The sequence below is a fragment of the Streptosporangium sp. G12 genome, from assembly GCF_052983175.1.
This window is the reverse complement of sequence record NZ_JBRIQO010000017.1, coordinates 192,366-209,393: the sequence shown is the minus strand read 5'-3', so window position 1 is coordinate 209,393 and position 17,028 is coordinate 192,366. Positions and strand designations below refer to the sequence as shown.

General features: G+C 68.9%; 17 protein-coding genes and 1 pseudogene. 9 read left to right on the top strand and 9 right to left on the bottom strand.

Annotated features, from left to right (window positions below; translation table 11 throughout):
- Positions 1 to 13: 13 nt before the first annotated feature.
- The 5 genes from ACVCAG_RS25995 to ACVCAG_RS25975 form a co-directional block, all read right to left on the bottom strand.
- Positions 14 to 1,075, bottom strand: a complete 1,062-nt coding sequence (locus ACVCAG_RS25995; protein ID WP_447190447.1) for a lanthionine synthetase C family protein — start codon at positions 1,073 to 1,075, stop codon at positions 14 to 16.
- Complete coding sequence (locus ACVCAG_RS25990) at positions 1,072 to 3,096, bottom strand: lantibiotic dehydratase family protein (protein WP_447190446.1); 2,025 nt, start codon at positions 3,094 to 3,096, stop codon at positions 1,072 to 1,074. The genes ACVCAG_RS25995 and ACVCAG_RS25990 overlap by 4 nt, the downstream gene beginning before the upstream one ends.
- A gap of 62 nt (positions 3,097 to 3,158) precedes the next feature.
- Entirely contained in the window at positions 3,159 to 3,332 is a 174-nt protein-coding gene (locus ACVCAG_RS25985; protein ID WP_447190445.1) for an FxLD family lanthipeptide, read from the bottom strand.
- A gap of 68 nt (positions 3,333 to 3,400) precedes the next feature.
- Positions 3,401 to 3,721 carry a hypothetical protein gene (locus ACVCAG_RS25980; RefSeq protein ID WP_447190444.1) on the bottom strand — a complete coding sequence of 107 codons (321 nt, stop codon included), beginning with the start codon at positions 3,719 to 3,721 and terminating at the stop codon, positions 3,401 to 3,403.
- Positions 3,722 to 4,687: 966 nt separating this feature from the next.
- Positions 4,688 to 5,131, bottom strand: coding sequence for a hypothetical protein (locus ACVCAG_RS25975; protein ID WP_447190443.1), 444 nt, complete (start codon positions 5,129 to 5,131; stop codon positions 4,688 to 4,690).
- A 157-nt stretch (positions 5,132 to 5,288) separates the two neighbouring features.
- Between ACVCAG_RS25975 and ACVCAG_RS25970 the strand changes: the two genes are divergently transcribed.
- From ACVCAG_RS25970 to ACVCAG_RS25960, 3 genes are read left to right on the top strand one after another with little or no spacing between them, the layout of a single operon-like run.
- Entirely contained in the window at positions 5,289 to 7,073 is a 1,785-nt protein-coding gene (locus ACVCAG_RS25970; protein WP_447190442.1) for an ElyC/SanA/YdcF family protein, read from the top strand.
- Entirely contained in the window at positions 7,015 to 7,815 is an 801-nt protein-coding gene (locus tag ACVCAG_RS25965; RefSeq protein WP_447190441.1) for a WbqC family protein, read from the top strand. The genes ACVCAG_RS25970 and ACVCAG_RS25965 overlap by 59 nt, the downstream gene beginning before the upstream one ends.
- Before the next feature lie 49 nt (positions 7,816 to 7,864).
- Complete coding sequence (locus ACVCAG_RS25960) at positions 7,865 to 8,116, top strand: hypothetical protein (RefSeq protein WP_447190440.1); 252 nt, start codon at positions 7,865 to 7,867, stop codon at positions 8,114 to 8,116.
- Between the two features lie 185 nt (positions 8,117 to 8,301).
- On the opposite strand, the gene ACVCAG_RS25955 is transcribed toward ACVCAG_RS25960, so the two are convergent.
- The 3 genes from ACVCAG_RS25955 to ACVCAG_RS25945 all read right to left on the bottom strand — a co-directional run bounded on the left by ACVCAG_RS25955 (position 8,302) and on the right by ACVCAG_RS25945 (position 10,618).
- Positions 8,302 to 9,585: a DNA sulfur modification protein DndB gene (locus ACVCAG_RS25955; RefSeq protein ID WP_447190439.1), complete on the bottom strand. Its 1,284-nt coding sequence runs from the start codon at positions 9,583 to 9,585 to the stop codon at positions 8,302 to 8,304.
- 238 nt (positions 9,586 to 9,823) lie between these two features.
- Positions 9,824 to 10,036, bottom strand: coding sequence for a hypothetical protein (locus ACVCAG_RS25950; protein ID WP_447190438.1), 213 nt, complete (start codon positions 10,034 to 10,036; stop codon positions 9,824 to 9,826).
- 189 nt (positions 10,037 to 10,225) lie between these two features.
- Complete coding sequence (locus ACVCAG_RS25945) at positions 10,226 to 10,618, bottom strand: recombinase family protein (RefSeq protein ID WP_447190437.1); 393 nt, start codon at positions 10,616 to 10,618, stop codon at positions 10,226 to 10,228.
- A 433-nt stretch (positions 10,619 to 11,051) separates the two neighbouring features.
- Here ACVCAG_RS25945 and ACVCAG_RS25940 point away from each other — a divergent pair, with 433 nt between their 5' ends.
- The 5 genes and pseudogenes from ACVCAG_RS25940 to ACVCAG_RS25920 all read left to right on the top strand — a co-directional run.
- On the top strand, positions 11,052 to 12,404 hold the full coding sequence (locus tag ACVCAG_RS25940; protein WP_447190436.1) for a helix-turn-helix transcriptional regulator: 1,353 nt from the start codon (positions 11,052 to 11,054) through the stop codon (positions 12,402 to 12,404).
- A 189-nt stretch (positions 12,405 to 12,593) separates the two neighbouring features.
- Positions 12,594 to 12,911: a hypothetical protein gene (locus ACVCAG_RS25935; RefSeq protein ID WP_447190435.1), complete on the top strand. Its 318-nt coding sequence runs from the start codon at positions 12,594 to 12,596 to the stop codon at positions 12,909 to 12,911.
- Between the two features lie 201 nt (positions 12,912 to 13,112).
- On the top strand, positions 13,113 to 13,646 hold the full coding sequence (locus ACVCAG_RS25930) for a plasmid mobilization protein (protein ID WP_447190434.1): 534 nt from the start codon (positions 13,113 to 13,115) through the stop codon (positions 13,644 to 13,646).
- Positions 13,643 to 15,457: a relaxase/mobilization nuclease domain-containing protein gene (locus ACVCAG_RS25925; RefSeq protein ID WP_447190433.1), complete on the top strand. Its 1,815-nt coding sequence runs from the start codon at positions 13,643 to 13,645 to the stop codon at positions 15,455 to 15,457. The genes ACVCAG_RS25930 and ACVCAG_RS25925 overlap by 4 nt, the downstream gene beginning before the upstream one ends.
- A gap of 47 nt (positions 15,458 to 15,504) precedes the next feature.
- Positions 15,505 to 15,651 (top strand): annotated as a pseudogene (locus tag ACVCAG_RS25920) (IS630 family transposase); the annotation flags it as partial.
- A gap of 272 nt (positions 15,652 to 15,923) precedes the next feature.
- Here ACVCAG_RS25920 and ACVCAG_RS25915 read toward each other — a convergent pair.
- A complete protein-coding gene (locus tag ACVCAG_RS25915) occupies positions 15,924 to 16,244 on the bottom strand; it encodes a hypothetical protein (RefSeq protein ID WP_447190432.1) in 321 nt (106 codons plus the stop codon).
- Positions 16,245 to 16,540: 296 nt separating this feature from the next.
- Here ACVCAG_RS25915 and ACVCAG_RS25910 point away from each other — a divergent pair, with 296 nt between their 5' ends.
- Positions 16,541 to 16,969 (top strand): hypothetical protein, encoded by a 429-nt coding sequence (locus ACVCAG_RS25910; protein WP_447190431.1) that lies wholly within the window; start codon positions 16,541 to 16,543, stop codon positions 16,967 to 16,969.
- Positions 16,970 to 17,028: the final 59 nt, after the last annotated feature.

Below are 17,028 nucleotides of genomic sequence, written 5' to 3'. Positions count from 1 at the left end.
TTGTGGTGGCGGGTCAGTTGATCAACAGGGCGCGGGTCCAGCCGGTCACGTTGGAGCCCTTCAGAGCCATGACCGCCCCGGCTCGGCCTTCCATGAACCCGGGCTTGGACAGTGCGGGGATCCCGGCTTCCAACCTCTGGCGGGTCTGCCGGATGGGCTCGGCGAACCGGTCGGGGGTACGGCTGTCGGTGGCGAGGGCGGTCGTGACGGTCAGCAGCCCGGCCCAGCCGTGGCAGAGGGACGCATCGGTGACCCGGCTCAGGCGGGCCGGGTCGGTGAGGGCGGCGATGGCGAGTTCTTCGGCCTTCTGCCTGCGGGCGTCGTCGCCGAGCGCGCAGGCCGCCAGTTGCAGCGTGCGGGCGATACCAAGGTCCCCGTAGCACCAGGAGGGGCGCAGGGGCGGCGCCCGCAACGCCTCAGCGGCGAGCGGGTCCAGGGTGATCCAGTAGAAGGAGCCGAACTTCTCCAGCCAGGCCGTGAACGTCTTGATGGCGCCTATCTGGCCTTCCACCAGGACGCCGCGGCGGGCGGCGAGAGATAGGAGCGCCAACGGGCCGGCGATGCCGTGGGCCACACCGTTGTTCGCGTGGCCACCGGTGATCTCCTCATGCGTGGGGCTGTCCGGCGACCACCACCCGGGCAGGACCTGGGCATCGGCTTCGGCCGGGACTGCCAGCGTCACCAGGTAGGCCAGCACCTCCTGCAGCAGCGGCGGCGGCGAGCCTGCTCGGGAAAGCAGCACCACCCCCAGCCCGGTGAGCCCCCGGATGAGATCGAACTCTGCCAGTGCCGGGAGCCGGGTCGCCTTTCGTCGGCAGCGGGCCGCGGCGAGCCGGGCGGCCACGACCCGGTCGACGGCCGTCTGAACGGTCTGGTCGGCGCGCCCGGCACGGCCAAGCACGAACTCCAGGGCCGGGGCGCCGTGGAACAGAGAAGCGTTGGAGCCGGTGCTGACGCCGCCGGCGACCGCCTCAGCCAGCAGAGGCCGGGCTGCGGCAAGGTTGCCGCGCTCGATGTGCAGCAACGCCATCCCCAGCGCACCCTCGGCCAGGGCCTGCGTCGTGGGCGGGCTCATCGGCCCGCCCTGACCGCGACGACGATGCTGTGGGCCCGCCCGCCGATCCATCCATCCACGTCCGGCGGAGGCGCCTCGTAGAGCACCGCGATAGGGGAGCCGCACAGGTGCGTACGGAGCACGTCCAGGTCCATCCCCCCGGTGAGGTCCAGCAGCAGGCGCTGATCGTCCATGGCCAGGAGCACACGCTCCGGCACACCCGCCCGGCCGCGCCAGGCATGCAGCTGTGCGGCCCACTCGTCCAGGCACGCCGTACAGCCGGGCAGGGCGCGGGCCCGAAGCTGCCAGCGGGCGGCAACGACGATGCTGCGCCGATAGTGCAGCCCCGGCGTGAACGGCAATGTCCACGCCGCACCCCAGTCGAACCAGGTCACCTGCGGAGTCGCGGCACGGCTGATCTCGGCCAGGAACCGGGCCAGCGGCGGGGTGAAGTTGTTCCACATAAAGTTGAGCGCGGTCGGCGCGAGCAGCTCCAGGCGCTCCCCGGTGGCGGCCACCGCGAGGTAGAGGTGGCTACCGCGCAGACCTACGACCAGATCAGAGGGGACGAAAACCTTGGCGTCGCTGCCCCGGTGCTCTCCGACGCTGACCAGCTTCGTCAGGACTTGCGGGGTGCGCGTGAGCAGGTCGGCCTCGACGCGGGAGGGATGAAACGACAACTGAGCCAGTTCCGCCACAGGGTCAACCGTGGGAAGGACTACTTGCTCGGCGGCCTGTGGGAACAGGTGCCGGAATCGTCCCGTCATCGTGCCTGCCGCCCTGGAGACGGTCTGAACGCGGACGCGGAAGTCGCCTCGGTCGAGCGCCGGAAGCGAACGGGCTTGGACCTGTGCGCACACCTCGAAGTGCGGGGCCAGGGCGGTGGGTTCGCCTGCGGCCGCCTCCAACTCCTCGATGAGCGGCTCGGACAGGATCACCGTCCGGTGGCGTTCGACGGCGGCGGTCCCTGCGAGATCCAACAGCAGCCGGTCGCGCCGCGACATCGGTCGTGGCGGCTCGGACACCGAGCCGAACCCGTCAGGCAGGCCCAACCCGTTGTCCGGGTCAACGAGCTGCTCCAGGCCGACCTCGGCGTCTTCGCCCCATCGGGCGGCGAACCGCTCGGTGTAGCGCCGCCACGCCCGGGTGCCGGTTGGGTTGGCCGCGAGCCTGGCCAGCAAGGTCGCCACGGTTTCCATCTCTACCGCGACTGTCTCCGGCAGCCGAACCGTGGCGTCCAGCCGTAGATCCACGCACGCCTCCCGATCGCGGGCATCCAAGGTGACGGCAGGCAGGACGGCTGCCGGGTCAACGACCGTGGCGGGGGCACGCAGTGCCGACAGCAGCAGCCGAAGCCGCAGCAGCTCTGCGAGAAACGCCGCCTGGTGGTGTTCCTCCACCTGCGGGAACTCTGCGGCGAGTTTGCCCGCGAGCGCCGCATACCGGATGGGTGACGTGGCCGCCTGGAGAACGAGCGTCAGCGCAGGCGTCAGCGCGAGGGAGAACTCCGACGCGCCCTCGGACGGCACGAAGACGCGGCCGTCGCGCACGTACACCAGGTTGTTGACGCACACCTCGACGGCCGCCATCGACGCGCCGCCGGCCTCCTGGGCGCTGACCACCTTGTCCAGCGCCCGGGGGTCGGCTCGGGTGACGATCTCGTGCTCATCCCCGACAAGCACGGCGGATGTCTCGCCGAAGTCGACCAGGCAGACGCCGGCGAACAGGCCGAACGGCGTGGACCGGTGCTCATACCTGATGGCGTACCGGGCGACCGCGAGTGCGGTGCGACGCGCCCGGCGAGCGTTCGACAACCGCCCGTCCAGAACTGCCTCTACCTGGCGGGCCAGATCCAGGCTGGCACTGGAGACCGCGCGCCGGAACGTGGCATCGGCCCAGACCGGGCCGAGCCACGAACGCCACTGCTCGAGGGACGCGGCGGGCCCCGGCCACTGCGGCAGGGCGGGGGCGGAAAGGTTCACCGCCGCGCGCAGCATCCCGGCGCCCGTGCACCGGTACAGGGTCCGCCGCGACCGCGTCATCACTCACGCTCCGTTCTGGGGAAGAAGGGAGCGCGGGCCCGTACGGACCCGCGCCCCGCGGACTACGAGGTCGTGCAGGCGCTCGGGCAGGAGGTTCCGCAGTTGTCGCCGGTGGTGCACATCAGCACCGTGTCGGCCGCCGGGGTGTTCTCGATGAATTCGATGTTGAGGGCGAACGGGTCGAACGTCTCTCCCGTGTCGACCGTGGCCGTCTCCTGCGGGGTCAGAGTGCTCATGTCTCTACTCCTTGTCCTGTTTCGGGTTCCTGACGTGGGGTGTCCACGCCAGCTGGGCAGGGGCGTAGTCAGCCCGCTTCCGCCTGGTTCACGTACGGGTCGGCCTCGTACCATTCGCCGCGGCTGGTGTGGTCAAGGTGGTGCTTGCGCACCAGGGCGGCGTACATCTGGATGACGTCGCGGTAGGCCCGGCCTCGGCTGGTTTGCTCGTGCCCGCGCCTGTCGGCGGGGCGAAGCACGAAGAACTCGCCGCCCTCCGACGCCAGTTCGTACCGGCCGCGGCACGAGGTGTGTCTGACCCGGAGGATGGCGCCGTGTGACGCGTACGACTCCCACTCGGGGGTGGGGCCCTCCTGCTTGACCGCCTGCGACTGGCGGGTTCTCGTCATCCTCGTCTGCTCTCTCCACGAGGCGTGCGGCCCGCTGGGGGAGGAAGGCGGACAACCTGCACTCCTCGACAGGGTGCCCGCCTTCCCCCCTGGCCGGCCCGCTGGCGAGCCTGCGCGCTCGCCACGTGGGAAGGGTCCGGCCAGGGGCTGGAGCCCGCCACCCACGACGGCCTCCCGGGGCACATCGTGGGCGGCGGGTCGTAGTAGGGGGCGCGGGGCAGCATGGGCGATAGGTAGGGGCATGTGCCCGCGCCGGAGTACGTGGACGGCCGCACGTTGTGAACCTGCTCGGCTGTCCACGCCAAGACGAGGAGAAGCAACACGGCCACCCGGCGGCGACCGCCAGGAACGCGTCACCGTACGTGAACACGATGCGCTCCCTTTCGGTGTGTTCTGGGGCCCCGAGGTCTTCCGAACCGGCGGGGTGCTGCCGGGTCCGGTGATCGTCTCGGGGCCGCCTCTGGCAGATTCTCACGGCCACCCGAGATGGGTGTGGTAGGTGGCCGGTTCGCGGTCATGGCGCGCGGGGAGGCCCGCCAGAGATCAAGTTCAGCTTCCTGCATGCGCTGCCACAGCTCGGCGGCGCTGCGCCCCATGACGGTGCGACACAGTCGCGGGTCGGAGCACTCCCACGCCTGCAGGACCCGCCAGTACGGGCGCCACAGGACAACCCAGCGGGGCGCCCGCGCCTGTACCAGTTGGGCGACCTCGACGGCGCCGGGGTCATACCGGGGCCGCATCGAGCGCTTCACGAAGGTGTACGGGGAGGCGACAGCCCGCGCGACAGCCGCTGCGTTCTCTTGGACGACCTCGGTTACCCCAGGAATCGCCCCCTTCAGCTTGCCGGCGGCTGCACGGTCGGCCTCGAAGCCGATCTTGTCGGCACCTGCGAGCGCGGCGTACGTGCGCTCCACCGCTGGCACATTCGGGTTGAATTCGCAGCCGGGCGGTGGTGCGACGAAGGTGTCAATCATCATCGGGTCCTTGGCGAGTCGGTTCGAGTTGGTCATAGGGAACGGCGCGGGCCAGAGTCACGGCCGGTCGGCCGGCGGAAGAGCCAGTGGTACGGAGGGCTCCCCGCACGACCAGCAGCCGCGCCCCAATCGCGTTCAGCTGTTCCCGCCGCCGAGTCGCGACGGGCTTCTCGCCCAGGTGGTGCGTAGTGGGCAGAACCACCCCGTAGGCGCCGGACATGAGAAGGACGTCCAGCAGGCCGGCGAAGGCCGAGTCGTCCGACGATGCGGCCCCTCGATCGGTGAAGATGCCGCAGAGCTGCAGTTCGTGCTGCTCGCAGTATTGGGCGAGGGCCACCGTCAGGGCGGCGTGCCGCTCGGGCGTCGAACGATGCAGCCGCAGGTACCCGTAGACGATCGGGCCGTCCACATCGTGTTGTTCGGTGAGTGTCCACAAGGTAGCCGTCCTTACCGTGGCCGGGGCTTACGGCCCGCTCTTTGAGCATGGCCAGCCCCGACCCCGCTGGATACGACCCGCTGTCGCACTTGCGTCGCACTTCCGCAGGCCCTCGGTACCTCTGCGTGCTTCCATGGCCGTGGAAGGGAGCAGCGACGTGACGACCGTGCATGAGTGGACCGGTCTCGAAGCGCGTGCACTTCGCCGAGCCCTGCGGATGAGCGTGCGGGTTTTCGCGCAGCACCTCGGCGTGGCTCCCCGCACCGTGGCGAAGTGGGACCAGTTCGGTACCGCTACTCGGCCACGTCCGGACACCCAAGCCATCCTGGACACCGCGCTCGCCCGCGCGAATTCGGCGACTCACCTGCGGTTCGAGACGCTGCTCTTGGAACTCGGCCAGGACGTGGACCAAGGGCTGAGAGTCACCCGGATGGGACCACGGGCCTGGGACTACGAGACCTGGACAGACGACCTTGACCGGGCTGTGGTCGCCCTCAGCCGCCAGAGCTTCAGCTACGCCACCGACCTGCTGAACCGATGGCTCACCCGCTACGACCCGCACGCGTTGGACGACAAGGGTCTTTACCTGTTCGCACGATCGACGACGCTGTTCGGCGACCTCCAGCGCGACCAAGGAGCAGTCGCCGGCCCGTTGTCCGCTCGCCGCTCCTACCTCAGCGCCCGATCGATCTACGGACAGCTCGACATTCCCCGTCGTATCGCGCAGCTCGACCTTTCGTTGGCGGTGGTCGCCGAGATGGGGGGCCGGTTGAACGAGGCCGCCAAGGAATATGAGGCGCTGGCGGTGGACGACCGGCTCTCACCACGCGATAGGGCGCGAGCCCGGCTGTGGGTGGGGACCGCCCTGAGCAAGAACGACAAGAACGACTACGCCGCCCGCCTGATGACGACCGCCATCCGCGAGTTCGAGAACCTCGGTGAACCCGAGGACTGGTCCGTCGCGCACCAGAAACTCGCTCTGGCCCACCGTGGCGCAGGGAACCTTTCGGAGGCGCTACGCCTGATCGACCTCGCCCGCGTCACCGCAGTTACCGATGCGCCCATGCAGCGGGTCCGGCTGGAGACGGCTTACGGGCACGTCCTGCTTTCGGATCGGGCCACCGTGGATGATGGGGTGGTGATCCTCGACCGTGCCGCACGCGAGGCCGCGCAGCACGGGCTCGCGCACCAACTGCGCAGCATCGAGGGCATCCAGCGGACCATCCAGGGGGAGATCCGCCTCCCTCTGCCACGGCGACCAGGGAGCAATCGAGTGAGCGTCAAGCAGCAGGTCATCACCGACGAGCAGTGGCAGCACGCCCACACCATTTGGGACTACCACCAGATGCACCACGACCTGAGCCGGTGTGACGTGGCCATTGGCCTGGGCAGCCACGATCTGGGGGTGGCACGCGCGGCGGTCGACCTGCACCGCGCCGGCTGGTTCCCGCTGCTCGTCTTCTCCGGTGCCACCAGCCCCACCACCGCGGCCCGCTTCCCCCGAGGCGAGGCCGTCCACTACCGCGAGCACGCGCTCGACCTCGGCATGTCCGCCGAGGCGATTCTGCTGGAGCCGAACGCCACCAACACCGGCCAGAACATCGCACTGTCCCGCCAGGTACTGGCCGATGCGGGTATTCGGCCCGGTTCGGTACTCCTGATCTCCAAGCCGTACATGGAACGCCGGGCCTACGCCACGGCACGAAAGGTATGGCCCGAGATCGAGGTGGTGTGCGCCTCCGAGCCGCTTGAGCTGGATGACTACGTCAGCTCGATCGGTGATCCGAAGTTGGTCATCGACATGCTCGTCGGCGACCTCCAGCGCGTGATCGAGTACCCCAAGCTCGGCTACGCCATCGAGCAGCCCGTCCTAGGAGAGGTCCATGACGCCTACCAGGCTCTTCTCCGCGCCGGATTCGACAGCAGGCTCCTTACGCCCTGACCTGCCGTACGGCGAGGTGTGCGCCATCCACCAGCCCAACCTCTTCCCCCGACTGGTGACGCTGGCCAAGCTGTTCGCCGCCGACTACTGGATCGTCCTGGACGACGTGCAGTTCGCACGCAGGGACTACCAGCACCGCGCGCGCCTCGCCTCGCTCGACGGCTCGTGGCAGCCGCAGTGGCTCTCCATTTCCACCCATCTGCCACACGGCCGCTCTACCTCCATCCGCGGAGCGCGTCTGGCCGATCCCTCCCGCTGCCGGCGCCGTGTCGTTCAGCTCCTCGCCGATCACTACCGGCACAGTGCCTACTGGCCGCCGTTCAAGAGGCGGCTCGAACCCGTACTCGCCGCGTTCGAGAACACGGATCGACTGGCGGACGTGACGGAGCTGTCCACCCGCCTGCTGCTGGAGGAGGTCGGATGGCGGGGGCAGATCCTGCACAGCAGCGATCTGCTCGCACCCGGTGAACGCTCCCAGCGCCTGGCCGACCTGGCCTGGCTGACAGGCGCCACGACCTACCTGTGCGGGACCGGGGGCATGCGATACCTGGACCCGGCCGCTTTCCGGGTCCACTCGATCGAGGTCCTCCCGTTCCAGGCCCGCGGATCGGGCATATGGGCATCCGCCCGGGAGGTGAGCGCGGTACACGCCCTGATGCTCGTCGGGTCGGGCGCTCTGAGGCGGGAGCTGGAGGCCCTGCGCGGACGAGTTCTTGAGGACGATCCCCGATCTGGTGCCTAGCCCTGCTGGGCTTTGGAGATCGGTTCGCACTCCTCGCCATGCCGGGCTCATGGCACTCCGGTTCCTCGGCAAGGGTCCCGACAGCCCCGACGGTGACTCGCCAACCGTCTGGGAGGACGGCGACGACTACATCCTGCAGGGCTTCACCATCATCGACACCGCCACTCTCCAGCATGTGGGGGACATGCTCGAGGGCGAGACGTTGATCTGCTTCCCCAAGCGCCTGATGCAGTTCTTCTCGGAGGTAGCCGGTGGCGGCCACAGCAACGCAGTGCCCCAGCCCGGCATCGTGAACGCCTAGGGTGAATCTTTGTGAGCAGGTCAGCGCCGTGATCGCTTGGCATCTACAGCAAATATTTTGCAAGTTGTGCGCTGTATGCGGACGCGGCGTCGCAGGTCATGAATCCGAGCTGATCCTGGGTACCTTGGAAAGCAAGGAGCCCCCTCCGCGTGAGATGTGGAGGGGGCTCCGGTGTTGCTGGTGGATCAGATGGCGGCCGGGGCTTTCTTGTACCAGTCTGTGATCACCTTGGTTAGGTGCACGACGTTCTGCTGGCGCATGATCGGGGAGGAAGCGTTTGGCTCGAAGTCCTCGTTCGCGGCTGTGGTACGCCAGATGCTGTCCTCAGTGACTGGGGCGGCCATGTGTCGATCGAGCCGCTTGAAGAACTCTTGGATGTCGCCGTCCTCGGCACCGTCCTCCCGCAGGTTGCGGTAGACGCCGCCCAGAACGCGGAGCATGCCCACTGAGCCCAGGAGCGAAGACTCGCGCAGCCTCATGGCCTTGGTAGGGGGCGCTGGCGGCTCGTTCTTCTTCTTCTCGGAAAGTGAGGGGTTGTAGTTGTCCACGTCCTCCTCGGTAATCTCCGCGAGCGCGGTGAAAGCGATGGAGATGACATCCAGGAAGCTGCGGACGCTCTCGATGACCTCGTTGTCGGTCAGCGACTCGACCTTCTTGCTGACGCGGCCACCGGGACCGGCGATGACGGCCCGCGTGATGTCGGCGACGTGCTTGGCGCCCATCAGGTTGCGGTTGCTCAGGGTCATCCGATCGCGCTCGATGTCGACCTTGCCCAGGAAGAGGGGGTGGACAACGATATCGCTGAGCGTGCGGTTGGCAATGCGTGACGTGTCGAAGCGAGCCCGGACAGCACCGGAGATGCCTTTGGCATTGTCCGCGACGTCGACGAACATTTGCTGACCGCTGACGCCGTCGGGCTCCACATAGATGTCAATGCCGACGAACTCGTCCTTGAGTCGCTGCATTCGGCCGATCAGCGATTCGCGCTCCTGCTCCAGCTTTGCCTTCTTGGTCTCGTTTGCGCGGTGGATTTCCCGGTCGATGCGGGCCACTTCGTCCGTGATGCGCTTTTTTTCCAGGTGCACCCCGAGGATGCGGTGCTGGCCGTCGATCGTGATCAGGCGTCCGATGCCGCCGATGGACCATGGGACGGTGAGGTAGCCGACCGAGCCGTCTTCGCTGATCGGCTCGAAGCGGCAGCCGCCAGTGTCGCGGATGAGGAGGGCTGGGGCCACCCACTTGGGGTTGTCGGCGAGGTACTGGCCGAAGCCCTTAGCGTGATTGATGTCCACCTTGCGGTTGTCTGGGTCCGGCTTGGCCGGGTCGGGGATGGTGAGGATGACCGAGAGTTCGGCGAGTGGGATACGCGTCGTGTAGACGGTCCGACCGCCCTGGCTGGTACGGATTGCCAGGTAGGTGGACTCTTCACGCACCAGAGAGAGGCGCGACGAGTCGACAGCAATGGTCACAAATCACTTCCTTTCCAAGCAGCTTGGTAACTATGCAGCTCGCGTAAGACCATAATTTTGCATACCCCACACTGTTCGTCAAGCTAGTTCTTTAATTTTTGATTTAGCAGCTAAAAATAGTTTCTTAGGCAGTAATCTGAGGTGCGAGCTGAAGGCCCACTTCGCCGGAGGCTTCACCTGCAACTGGGGTCCTGGCCGAAAAATCCAACGGATATGGGTCTGGCCTGCGGTGATGCAGTCAGGCGTCTGCTTTGAGCTCGGCGAAGTCGGCGCAGGCTTGTTCGACGGCTTTGGGGTAGGCCTGGGCTTTCTCGTGTTCGGCGAGGGTGCGGTAGATGCTGGCGACGGACGGGTTGTGCCCCTTGCGTCTGCCGGTTCCGATGATCAAGTCCGGCTGGATCTGCTCGATGGACTCGCCCATCGCGCGGCGCCGCAGCACGGTGTGCAGCATGTCCTGGGTGATGACCGGGGGCCGGCCGCCGTGCTTTGCCCTTGCGGGCGGTATCGAGTCCTTCGAGGGTCAATTCGCGGACGTTTTCTCGTTCGGTCTCGGCCATCGCGGCGAAGAAGGCGAACAGCAGCCGGCTGTGTCCGCTGGGGTCGTAGGTTCCCGCCAGGGGTCCGGCGAGCATTTCCAGGACTAGGCCGTGGGCGGAAGGTGGTCGGCCAGGGCGGTGAGTTCGGCGGCGTCGCGGCCCAGGCGCTTCATCTCGCACACCGTGAGGATCCCCCGGCAGTGCGGGGCGTGGGCCTTGATCTCGCGGGCGGCGGTTAGTGCGGCCTCGAACTGGGGGCGGACCCGCACCCGGGTGCTGATCTTCTCGGCGAAGATCTTGTCTCGGGGGATGTGCTTGGCGGTGAGCGCGTCGAGTTCCTGGCCGAGGGTCGAGCAGCGGGCGTAGTCGATACGGATGTCGGCGGTGGACACGTCGGGGTTGATGGGCGCCGGGGGTGGCGTGCCGGGCAGCCATGGCTGGCCGGGGCTGCGGTCGGCGGGGGTGGGCACTCGCAGCAGCTTCGTGAGCCGGCTCACCTTTGTGAAGCGGCCGGTGTGGTAGGTGCCAATGACCGCGCCGCCGCGAGCGGCACAGCGAGTCGGGCTCGGCCGTGCACCTCGGGCACGGGTGGCGCTCGATGTCGTCGGCGTCGGACGTCGATGCGGTGTGAGGGGAGGTCTTGGATCCGAGTTTTCGCACGATGCAGCTCTCGGAAGGGGGTCGATCCCGCTTTTTGAGTGAGAACGAGTTGTGCGAACCAATTCGAGGTCTGCGGGGTTCTTCCGACCTCCGAATGATCTTGCTCTGACAAAGGACCCCTCCGTTTCTGAGAGAAGGCAGACGAAGCCCGACAGGACGTCGAGGCCTTTTCGCGAAATGCTGTGTAACGATCAATCCAGTCTGCTGTATTACTAGTACAGCAACTACGTTGAACGGAGATACAGCGTGTCCCAGTTCACCTACCGCCCGGTGGCCAACGGCCTGCGGACCGACCACCCGATCCCCGACCTTCCCTTCGTCGACGATTCCCTCCTGTCGTTGGACGATCCCGCAGCCATCGAGGCGATCGGCCGCGGCACAGGAGAGGACATGTGGGGCCGTGAGGACGCATGCCGGGAGGGCTGGTTCGCCTTCACCACCGACCCCGACCGCACCGACCTGTCCTGGGCGGTGCGCTACCACCCTGAGCACGGCTACTCCGTCGTGCTGTATCGCGACGACGACGTCTCGATGGTCCACCAGGTCCACCTGTACGAGGCGCCCCGGGCGCTGCTGTTTCGGGCGGGTGGCTACTGGTGGGACGGCACCGCCTGGTTCCGGCCCGGCCAGGTCTACGACTTCGCCGAGGAGAAGTACTACGAGCGGCCGGTTCCCGGTGCGGCCTCCGTCACCGCCGCCGACCTTCTACAGCACGGCGGTGACGCCACCCGGGCAACGATCCTGCAGATCAAGGATCTGGCCATCAACGATGACGGTGATGCCCCGCCCGTCCGCGACTGGGTCGACCACCTTGCCCTGTGGGCCCAAGCTCGCGACGGTCAAAGCCTTGATGCCGGCGTGGTGAGCGTGATGGCGCCGGAGTTGAGCGGTGACCAGCTGCTCGCCCCCGCCCAGGTCGCCGAGCTCGCCGGGATCGCCGCTTCCACCTTGCGCTCCTACATCGCCCGCGGCGAAGGCGACCTGCCACTGCCCCAAGTCAGGGTCGGCGGCCGCAACCTGTGGGCTCGCGTCGTCGCCCAGGAATGGGTGGAACAGCGCAACCGCTCCGACGACAGCGTGGAAGCGGCCGTGGCCGGCGACCACGACGGCCACACCCTGGCGCCCGGCGTCGCCGAGGTGTGGACCACTTTCAGCCGGAGCTTCTTCTCCCACCTCTGGGATCGGCAAGGCTTCCGTAAGCGATGGAGCCTGCGCTGGCGTACCCAGGAATCCGTCCGCGAAGTCGCCGAGACCCTCAGCTGGGAGGTTGCGGCCAGCGTCCCCAAGCTGGTCGGCCTCCACGACCTTGCCATCACCGTCCGTCAAGCTGTGCTGCACGAGTACGCCAGTGGCAAGGACAACCAGAACGCCATCGGAGCCGACCACGCCTTTTACGGCATCACCCGGTCCGTCGCCCGCACACTCACCTGGCTGATTCGCCACGACCCAGCCCTCGCCGCCCGCACGATCGACCAGATCACCGGCGAAGCCCTGCGGATGGAGATCCCGCGACAGGTCAGCGAACGCTCGATCGCCACCGCGCTATCCCTCGACGCCTCCTTCGACGCCGTGACCCTCAATGATTTCCTCGCCCGCGTTTTTGCCCCTAACACCACCGCATAAGGGAAGATCATGTACCGGCTGTGTAGGGGGTCAGCACCTGGCCCCTGCACGAAACCGGAGCACCGGCGCGCACGGTGGATGGGATCCCTTCGAACTAGACCCGGCCACCGACCCCACCACCTCACTCACCGATCTGGCCCGCCACCTCGACCGCCCCGTGGCCATCACCGGTCCCCTGACCCGGCACGTGTGGCACTGCGCGGTGCGCGCCGTCCCCGACGACCCCGGCTTACCGATGTCCAACGGGCCGCCATCCCCGTCGACATCATCGACACCGAGGGGATCGCGCCGTACGGCGACGACCAGGCGTGCCGGTGGATCGCCATCCGGCACGCCGCCGACCACATCCACCTCGTCGCGACCCTCACCCGCCAAGATGGCAGGAAACCTAACCTGCGCAACAACTGGTTCGCGATGCGCCCCGCCTGCTGCCGCGCCGAGGTCCGATACGGGCATTATCGACGGACGGCAGCGCTACCGCCCGTTGATAATGCCCGGCGTCACTGACAACAAGTCCGCGCGCAACACCGCGTACAGCAGGGGGCGGGAGGGAAGGCCGGGTGTTCGGGGAGGAGCGTTTCCTGCTCTAGCAAGATATGCGATCCGGCTCCGGATCGCTTTGCGGGCTTTCGCCCGGTTGATCTCCTCTCCTATCGTCTAGGGGAGATATCCCGCCGGGGGGCGGGTCGCTCCGCTGGGGGAGGCCGGGTGGCAGCAGGAGACGATCGGGGCCAGGACGAGGGCGACGAGGGCGCGGGCGGTCAGCCGGCAGCGCGGCCGCCGGTGCGTCAGCGGCGCGAGCCGGGCGGGCGGCCGCACAAGCACTCGGTGCGAATGTCGGACGCCGAGCAGGCCATCGTCGACGCGCGGGCCGGGCAAGCCGGGGTGAGCGTGCCGCGGTTCCTGGTGGAGGCGGGCCTGGCCGGGGACGCGGCGACCGCGTCCCAGCTGCGCGCGAACGCCGCCGAGCTGCTGGCCGCGCGCCGCCTGGTGGCGGCCGTGGGAGTCAACCTCAACCAGCTGGCCAAGGTGGCCAACGCCACCGGAGAGGTGCCAGCGGCGTTGGAGGCGACGATGCACGCGACGCTGCGCTTCCTGGCCCGGCTGGACGCGGCGACCGCGCTCTACGGCGAGTTCGGCCTGCCGTACGGCCGCCGCGCCGCACTCGAGGACGACCACCACCAGGACCACGACGTCGACCACGACCAGGACGACGGCCGAGACGGGGGCCGGGGCCGGTGAACAACTTCATCTCCGCCCAGCGCGGCAGCAGCCCCGCCGGGCTGGTGCGCTACCTGTTCGGCCCTGGCTCCAGCCGCGAGCACACCGACCAGCGCATCATCGCGGCCGACGTGACCCTCGGCCTGGCCGAGGGAACGCGGCTGGACCACGTCGCCGACGCCGATGCCATCTACGCGCTGGGCCGAGACATGGACTCGCACCGCATCCTGCTCGGGGTCGCGCCGTCGACCGGTTGGGTGTGGCATTGCGCGATCTCCCTGCCGCCCGGCGAGGAGCTGGCCGACGAGCAGTGGGCCGAGGTGGCCCGCACCGCGATCGCTCGGATGGGGTTCGACGCGGCGGGCGGGCGGGCGCCGTGCCGGTGGATCGCGGTGCACCATGGCCGCTCGGTCGGCGGCAACGAGCACATCCACCTGATGGTGAACCTGGTGCGCGAGGACGGTGAGGTCGCCGGCACCTGGAACGACCGGCGCACCATGAGCCGAGTGTGCGCGGACATGGAGCGCGGCTTCGCGCTGACGGTCGTGGAGGGCCGGGCCGGGCACGGCATGCCTGGCTACTCCAAGGCCGAGCACCAGAAGATGCGCGCCGGCGCCCCTTCCGAGCGCCAGCGCCTGGCTCGCCTGGTGCGCGCGGCCGCCGCGCGCTCGGCGAGCGAGGCGGAGTTCGTGCGCCGGGCCAAGGCCTGCGGGGCGTTGGTGCGAGCCCGCTTCGCCACCGGCGGCCGCGACCGCGTCGTCGGCTACTCGGCCGCGCTGCGCCCGGTCGACGGGCAGGAGCCGGTGTGGTTCGGCGGCGGCAAGCTCGCCGCGGACCTGACCCTGCTGCGGTTGCGTCAGCAGTGGGACATCGGCGTCGACGAGCACCAGGCGCTCGCCGAGTGGCGGCACTCCCCCGATATCGCGGGCCCGGCCGGTCCCGGCGAGCAGGCCGCCCTCGATGCGGGCGAGTGGAAGCGCGCCGCGCAGCTGGTCGACGCCGTCCGCGAGCGGCTGCAGCACACCCCGCCCGGCGACGTCGTGGCCTGGCGGAGCGGCTGCCGGGGCGCGGCCGCGATGGTGGCCGCGCTCGCCGAGCGCATCGAGACGCCGAGCGCGGGCGGGCCGGGGCCGATCGCGGCGCTGGCCGACCGCCTCGCGTGGTCGGCCCAGGCTCCCCGTGGTGAGGGGCGCGGCCGCCCTGCGGGCTGGGGCGAGGTGCGGGCCGTTGCCCGGATCATCGGCCACGCCGCCCGTAAGGGTCCGGCGACCGCGACGTGGATGATGGTGGGCGCCGCGCTGCTGGTGCTGGTGGCCACCATCCAGAAGTGGCACGAGCAGCACCGACAGATGCGCCAGGCCGCTACCCTCGCCGAGCACGCCAAGACCCTGGCCCACGATCTACACCGGCGCCGCGCCGCCGCGGCCCCGGCCTGGACCGAGCGCCGCTACGGCGCCTTCCACGATGGCCACCTGGCGCAGCTGGCCGCCGCGGCCGCCGGCGACGTGGCCCGGCTCAGTGCCCCGGTCGACACCGCACAGCCCGCCGCTCCCCACCCGGCCGCCGGGGACGTCGACCTGGAGGCGCGTCGCGCCATGGGCGCGGCCGCGCTGGCTTTCCCCGGCCGCCGGACCCCTGCCACCATCGAGGAGGCGCGCCAGCACCTGTCGGCCATCACCGAGGAGATCGACCTGCGCGCCGCGATGCCCGCCGGGCGAGCCGCCCAGGAGCACACCGAACGCGTCCAGCGCGCCCAGGCCCAAGCCCAGCGATCCGCCCCGCCGAGGCCACGCCGCGACCCCTCACGCGGGCGGGGCGGCCGAGGCCGATAGCCACCAGAGCAAACAGGGCAGCATGAAGGAACGAGCAGTCAGCACCCATCGCCAACTCCAACCACTGCAACCACACCGTCCAGACCTGGGCCCTGCACGCCTACCTGCGCTGGCGCAACGCGAACGCCCGCCACCCCGACGTCCTGGCTGCCCAACGCCGTGAGCGCGCACGCGTCCGCGGCGAGAAGGGCATCCACTGCCCGTCTTGCGGGAGCCAGACCATCGCTACCGGCCCGATCCCGGGCGCGGTGACCACGCGTCCGTCAACGACGCGTACCTCCAGCGCATCGCCCTGCATGCTTCCACGGTGACACGCAGGTCAGGCACGTTGTAGTTGCTGAAGACAAGGTGGGCCGAATGTGGCCAGTCGGGTACACCGAGCTGCGCCATCTGGGGAGATCGGCCGGACGTCGGCACATTCTGCGGGGTGGTCGTTTCGGGATGAGCGCTCCGGTGTCCTACGTCGTCAACGGGTGGCTCGCGTTGATGACGGGCTGGATCCTCGCCGCCAGTCCGGCGCTTTGCGCCCCCGGTAGGTCTCCCCCGCCAGGATCCGCGCTCGCGCTCGCATGGCTTGTGCGCATGCCGGGTGCGCCCACCCCTGCTCGACCTTCTCGATCAACGTCTGGGCCGGGTAGCCCTGCCCGCAGCCGACGCAGGTGCCGGCGAACCGCGCCGCGACCCCGCGGCCTGTCGCGGCCGCGTTGCCAGCCTCGCTCCGCGAACCGCTCGGTGCCTTCCTCGCCGGTTTCGCCGACTTGCCCTCGACCGCTTTGGGGGTGGGCATGCAGCGCGCGTGCGCCCACGCCCCGGCCTTGGTTTTCTGTCGACGCTGGCCTGCACCGACGGGCTTCTTGCAGACCGGGCAGGCTCGCAGATGCTTGCCGCCCTTCGCGGCGGGCCCGCCGGCCCCGACTGTCGTCATAGATCGCGACCGTACCTCCCGCGCCCAGGCAGGCAGGCTGAGATGCGAAGCTTGATCGACAACGGAAGGTTTCTTAACGGCGAACAGAGCACACCAAGTGCGACGAGTGCAAGAAATTGCGATCATCGTAAATTTATGCGATAACTGTAAATGTGACTGTGTATGAAGAGATCGCCGCGATCTTGCATCCGCTCCCCGCACCCGGCTCGATCGAGCCCGAGGACATCTACAACGATGTCTGCGGGGAGATCAACAAAGACCGCCAGGACGCCGTTCACGCCCTGGAGATCGCCTGGGACGTCGAGGAGGCCGAACCACTCCTTCGCTCGATCACCCTGGCCCGCCGCCGCAAAGAGGAAGCCGAAGAGGAGATCCGGCTCCTGCTCGCCTACGGCCGGGAATTCACCCGCCCCCGCCCCTACACCTTGGCTGAACTGGCGGCCGCCGCCGGCATATCGATCTCCGGAGTACGCACCGCCTATGACCACGCCCAGGTCGCCGGCGTCGCCGAGGCCATCGGCCGGCCGGGCCGAGACTGGCGGGCCACCGACCCAGGCGATTCGCCTGACAGCCCGGATACGCCGTGATCCGATCGCTTGTGACCCCCGCCTCCGCAATGTGCGCCTTCACCCCCGAACGGAGCTCG

Excerpts from the sequence above, each read along its gene's own strand:
- ACVCAG_RS25995 (WP_447190447.1), bottom strand. The coding sequence starts at position 1,075 with ATGAGCCCGCCCACGACGCAGGCCCTGGCCGAGGGTGCGCTGGGGATG.
- ACVCAG_RS25990 (WP_447190446.1), bottom strand. The coding sequence starts at position 3,096 with ATGACGCGGTCGCGGCGGACCCTGTACCGGTGCACGGGCGCCGGGATG.
- ACVCAG_RS25985 (WP_447190445.1), bottom strand. The coding sequence starts at position 3,332 with ATGAGCACTCTGACCCCGCAGGAGACGGCCACGGTCGACACGGGAGAG.
- ACVCAG_RS25980 (WP_447190444.1), bottom strand. The coding sequence starts at position 3,721 with ATGACGAGAACCCGCCAGTCGCAGGCGGTCAAGCAGGAGGGCCCCACC.
- ACVCAG_RS25965 (WP_447190441.1), top strand. The coding sequence starts at position 7,015 with ATGACGCCTACCAGGCTCTTCTCCGCGCCGGATTCGACAGCAGGCTCC.
- ACVCAG_RS25960 (WP_447190440.1), top strand. The coding sequence starts at position 7,865 with ATGGCACTCCGGTTCCTCGGCAAGGGTCCCGACAGCCCCGACGGTGAC.
- ACVCAG_RS25950 (WP_447190438.1), bottom strand. The coding sequence starts at position 10,036 with ATGCTGCACACCGTGCTGCGGCGCCGCGCGATGGGCGAGTCCATCGAG.
- ACVCAG_RS25915 (WP_447190432.1), bottom strand. The coding sequence starts at position 16,244 with ATGCCCACCCCCAAAGCGGTCGAGGGCAAGTCGGCGAAACCGGCGAGG.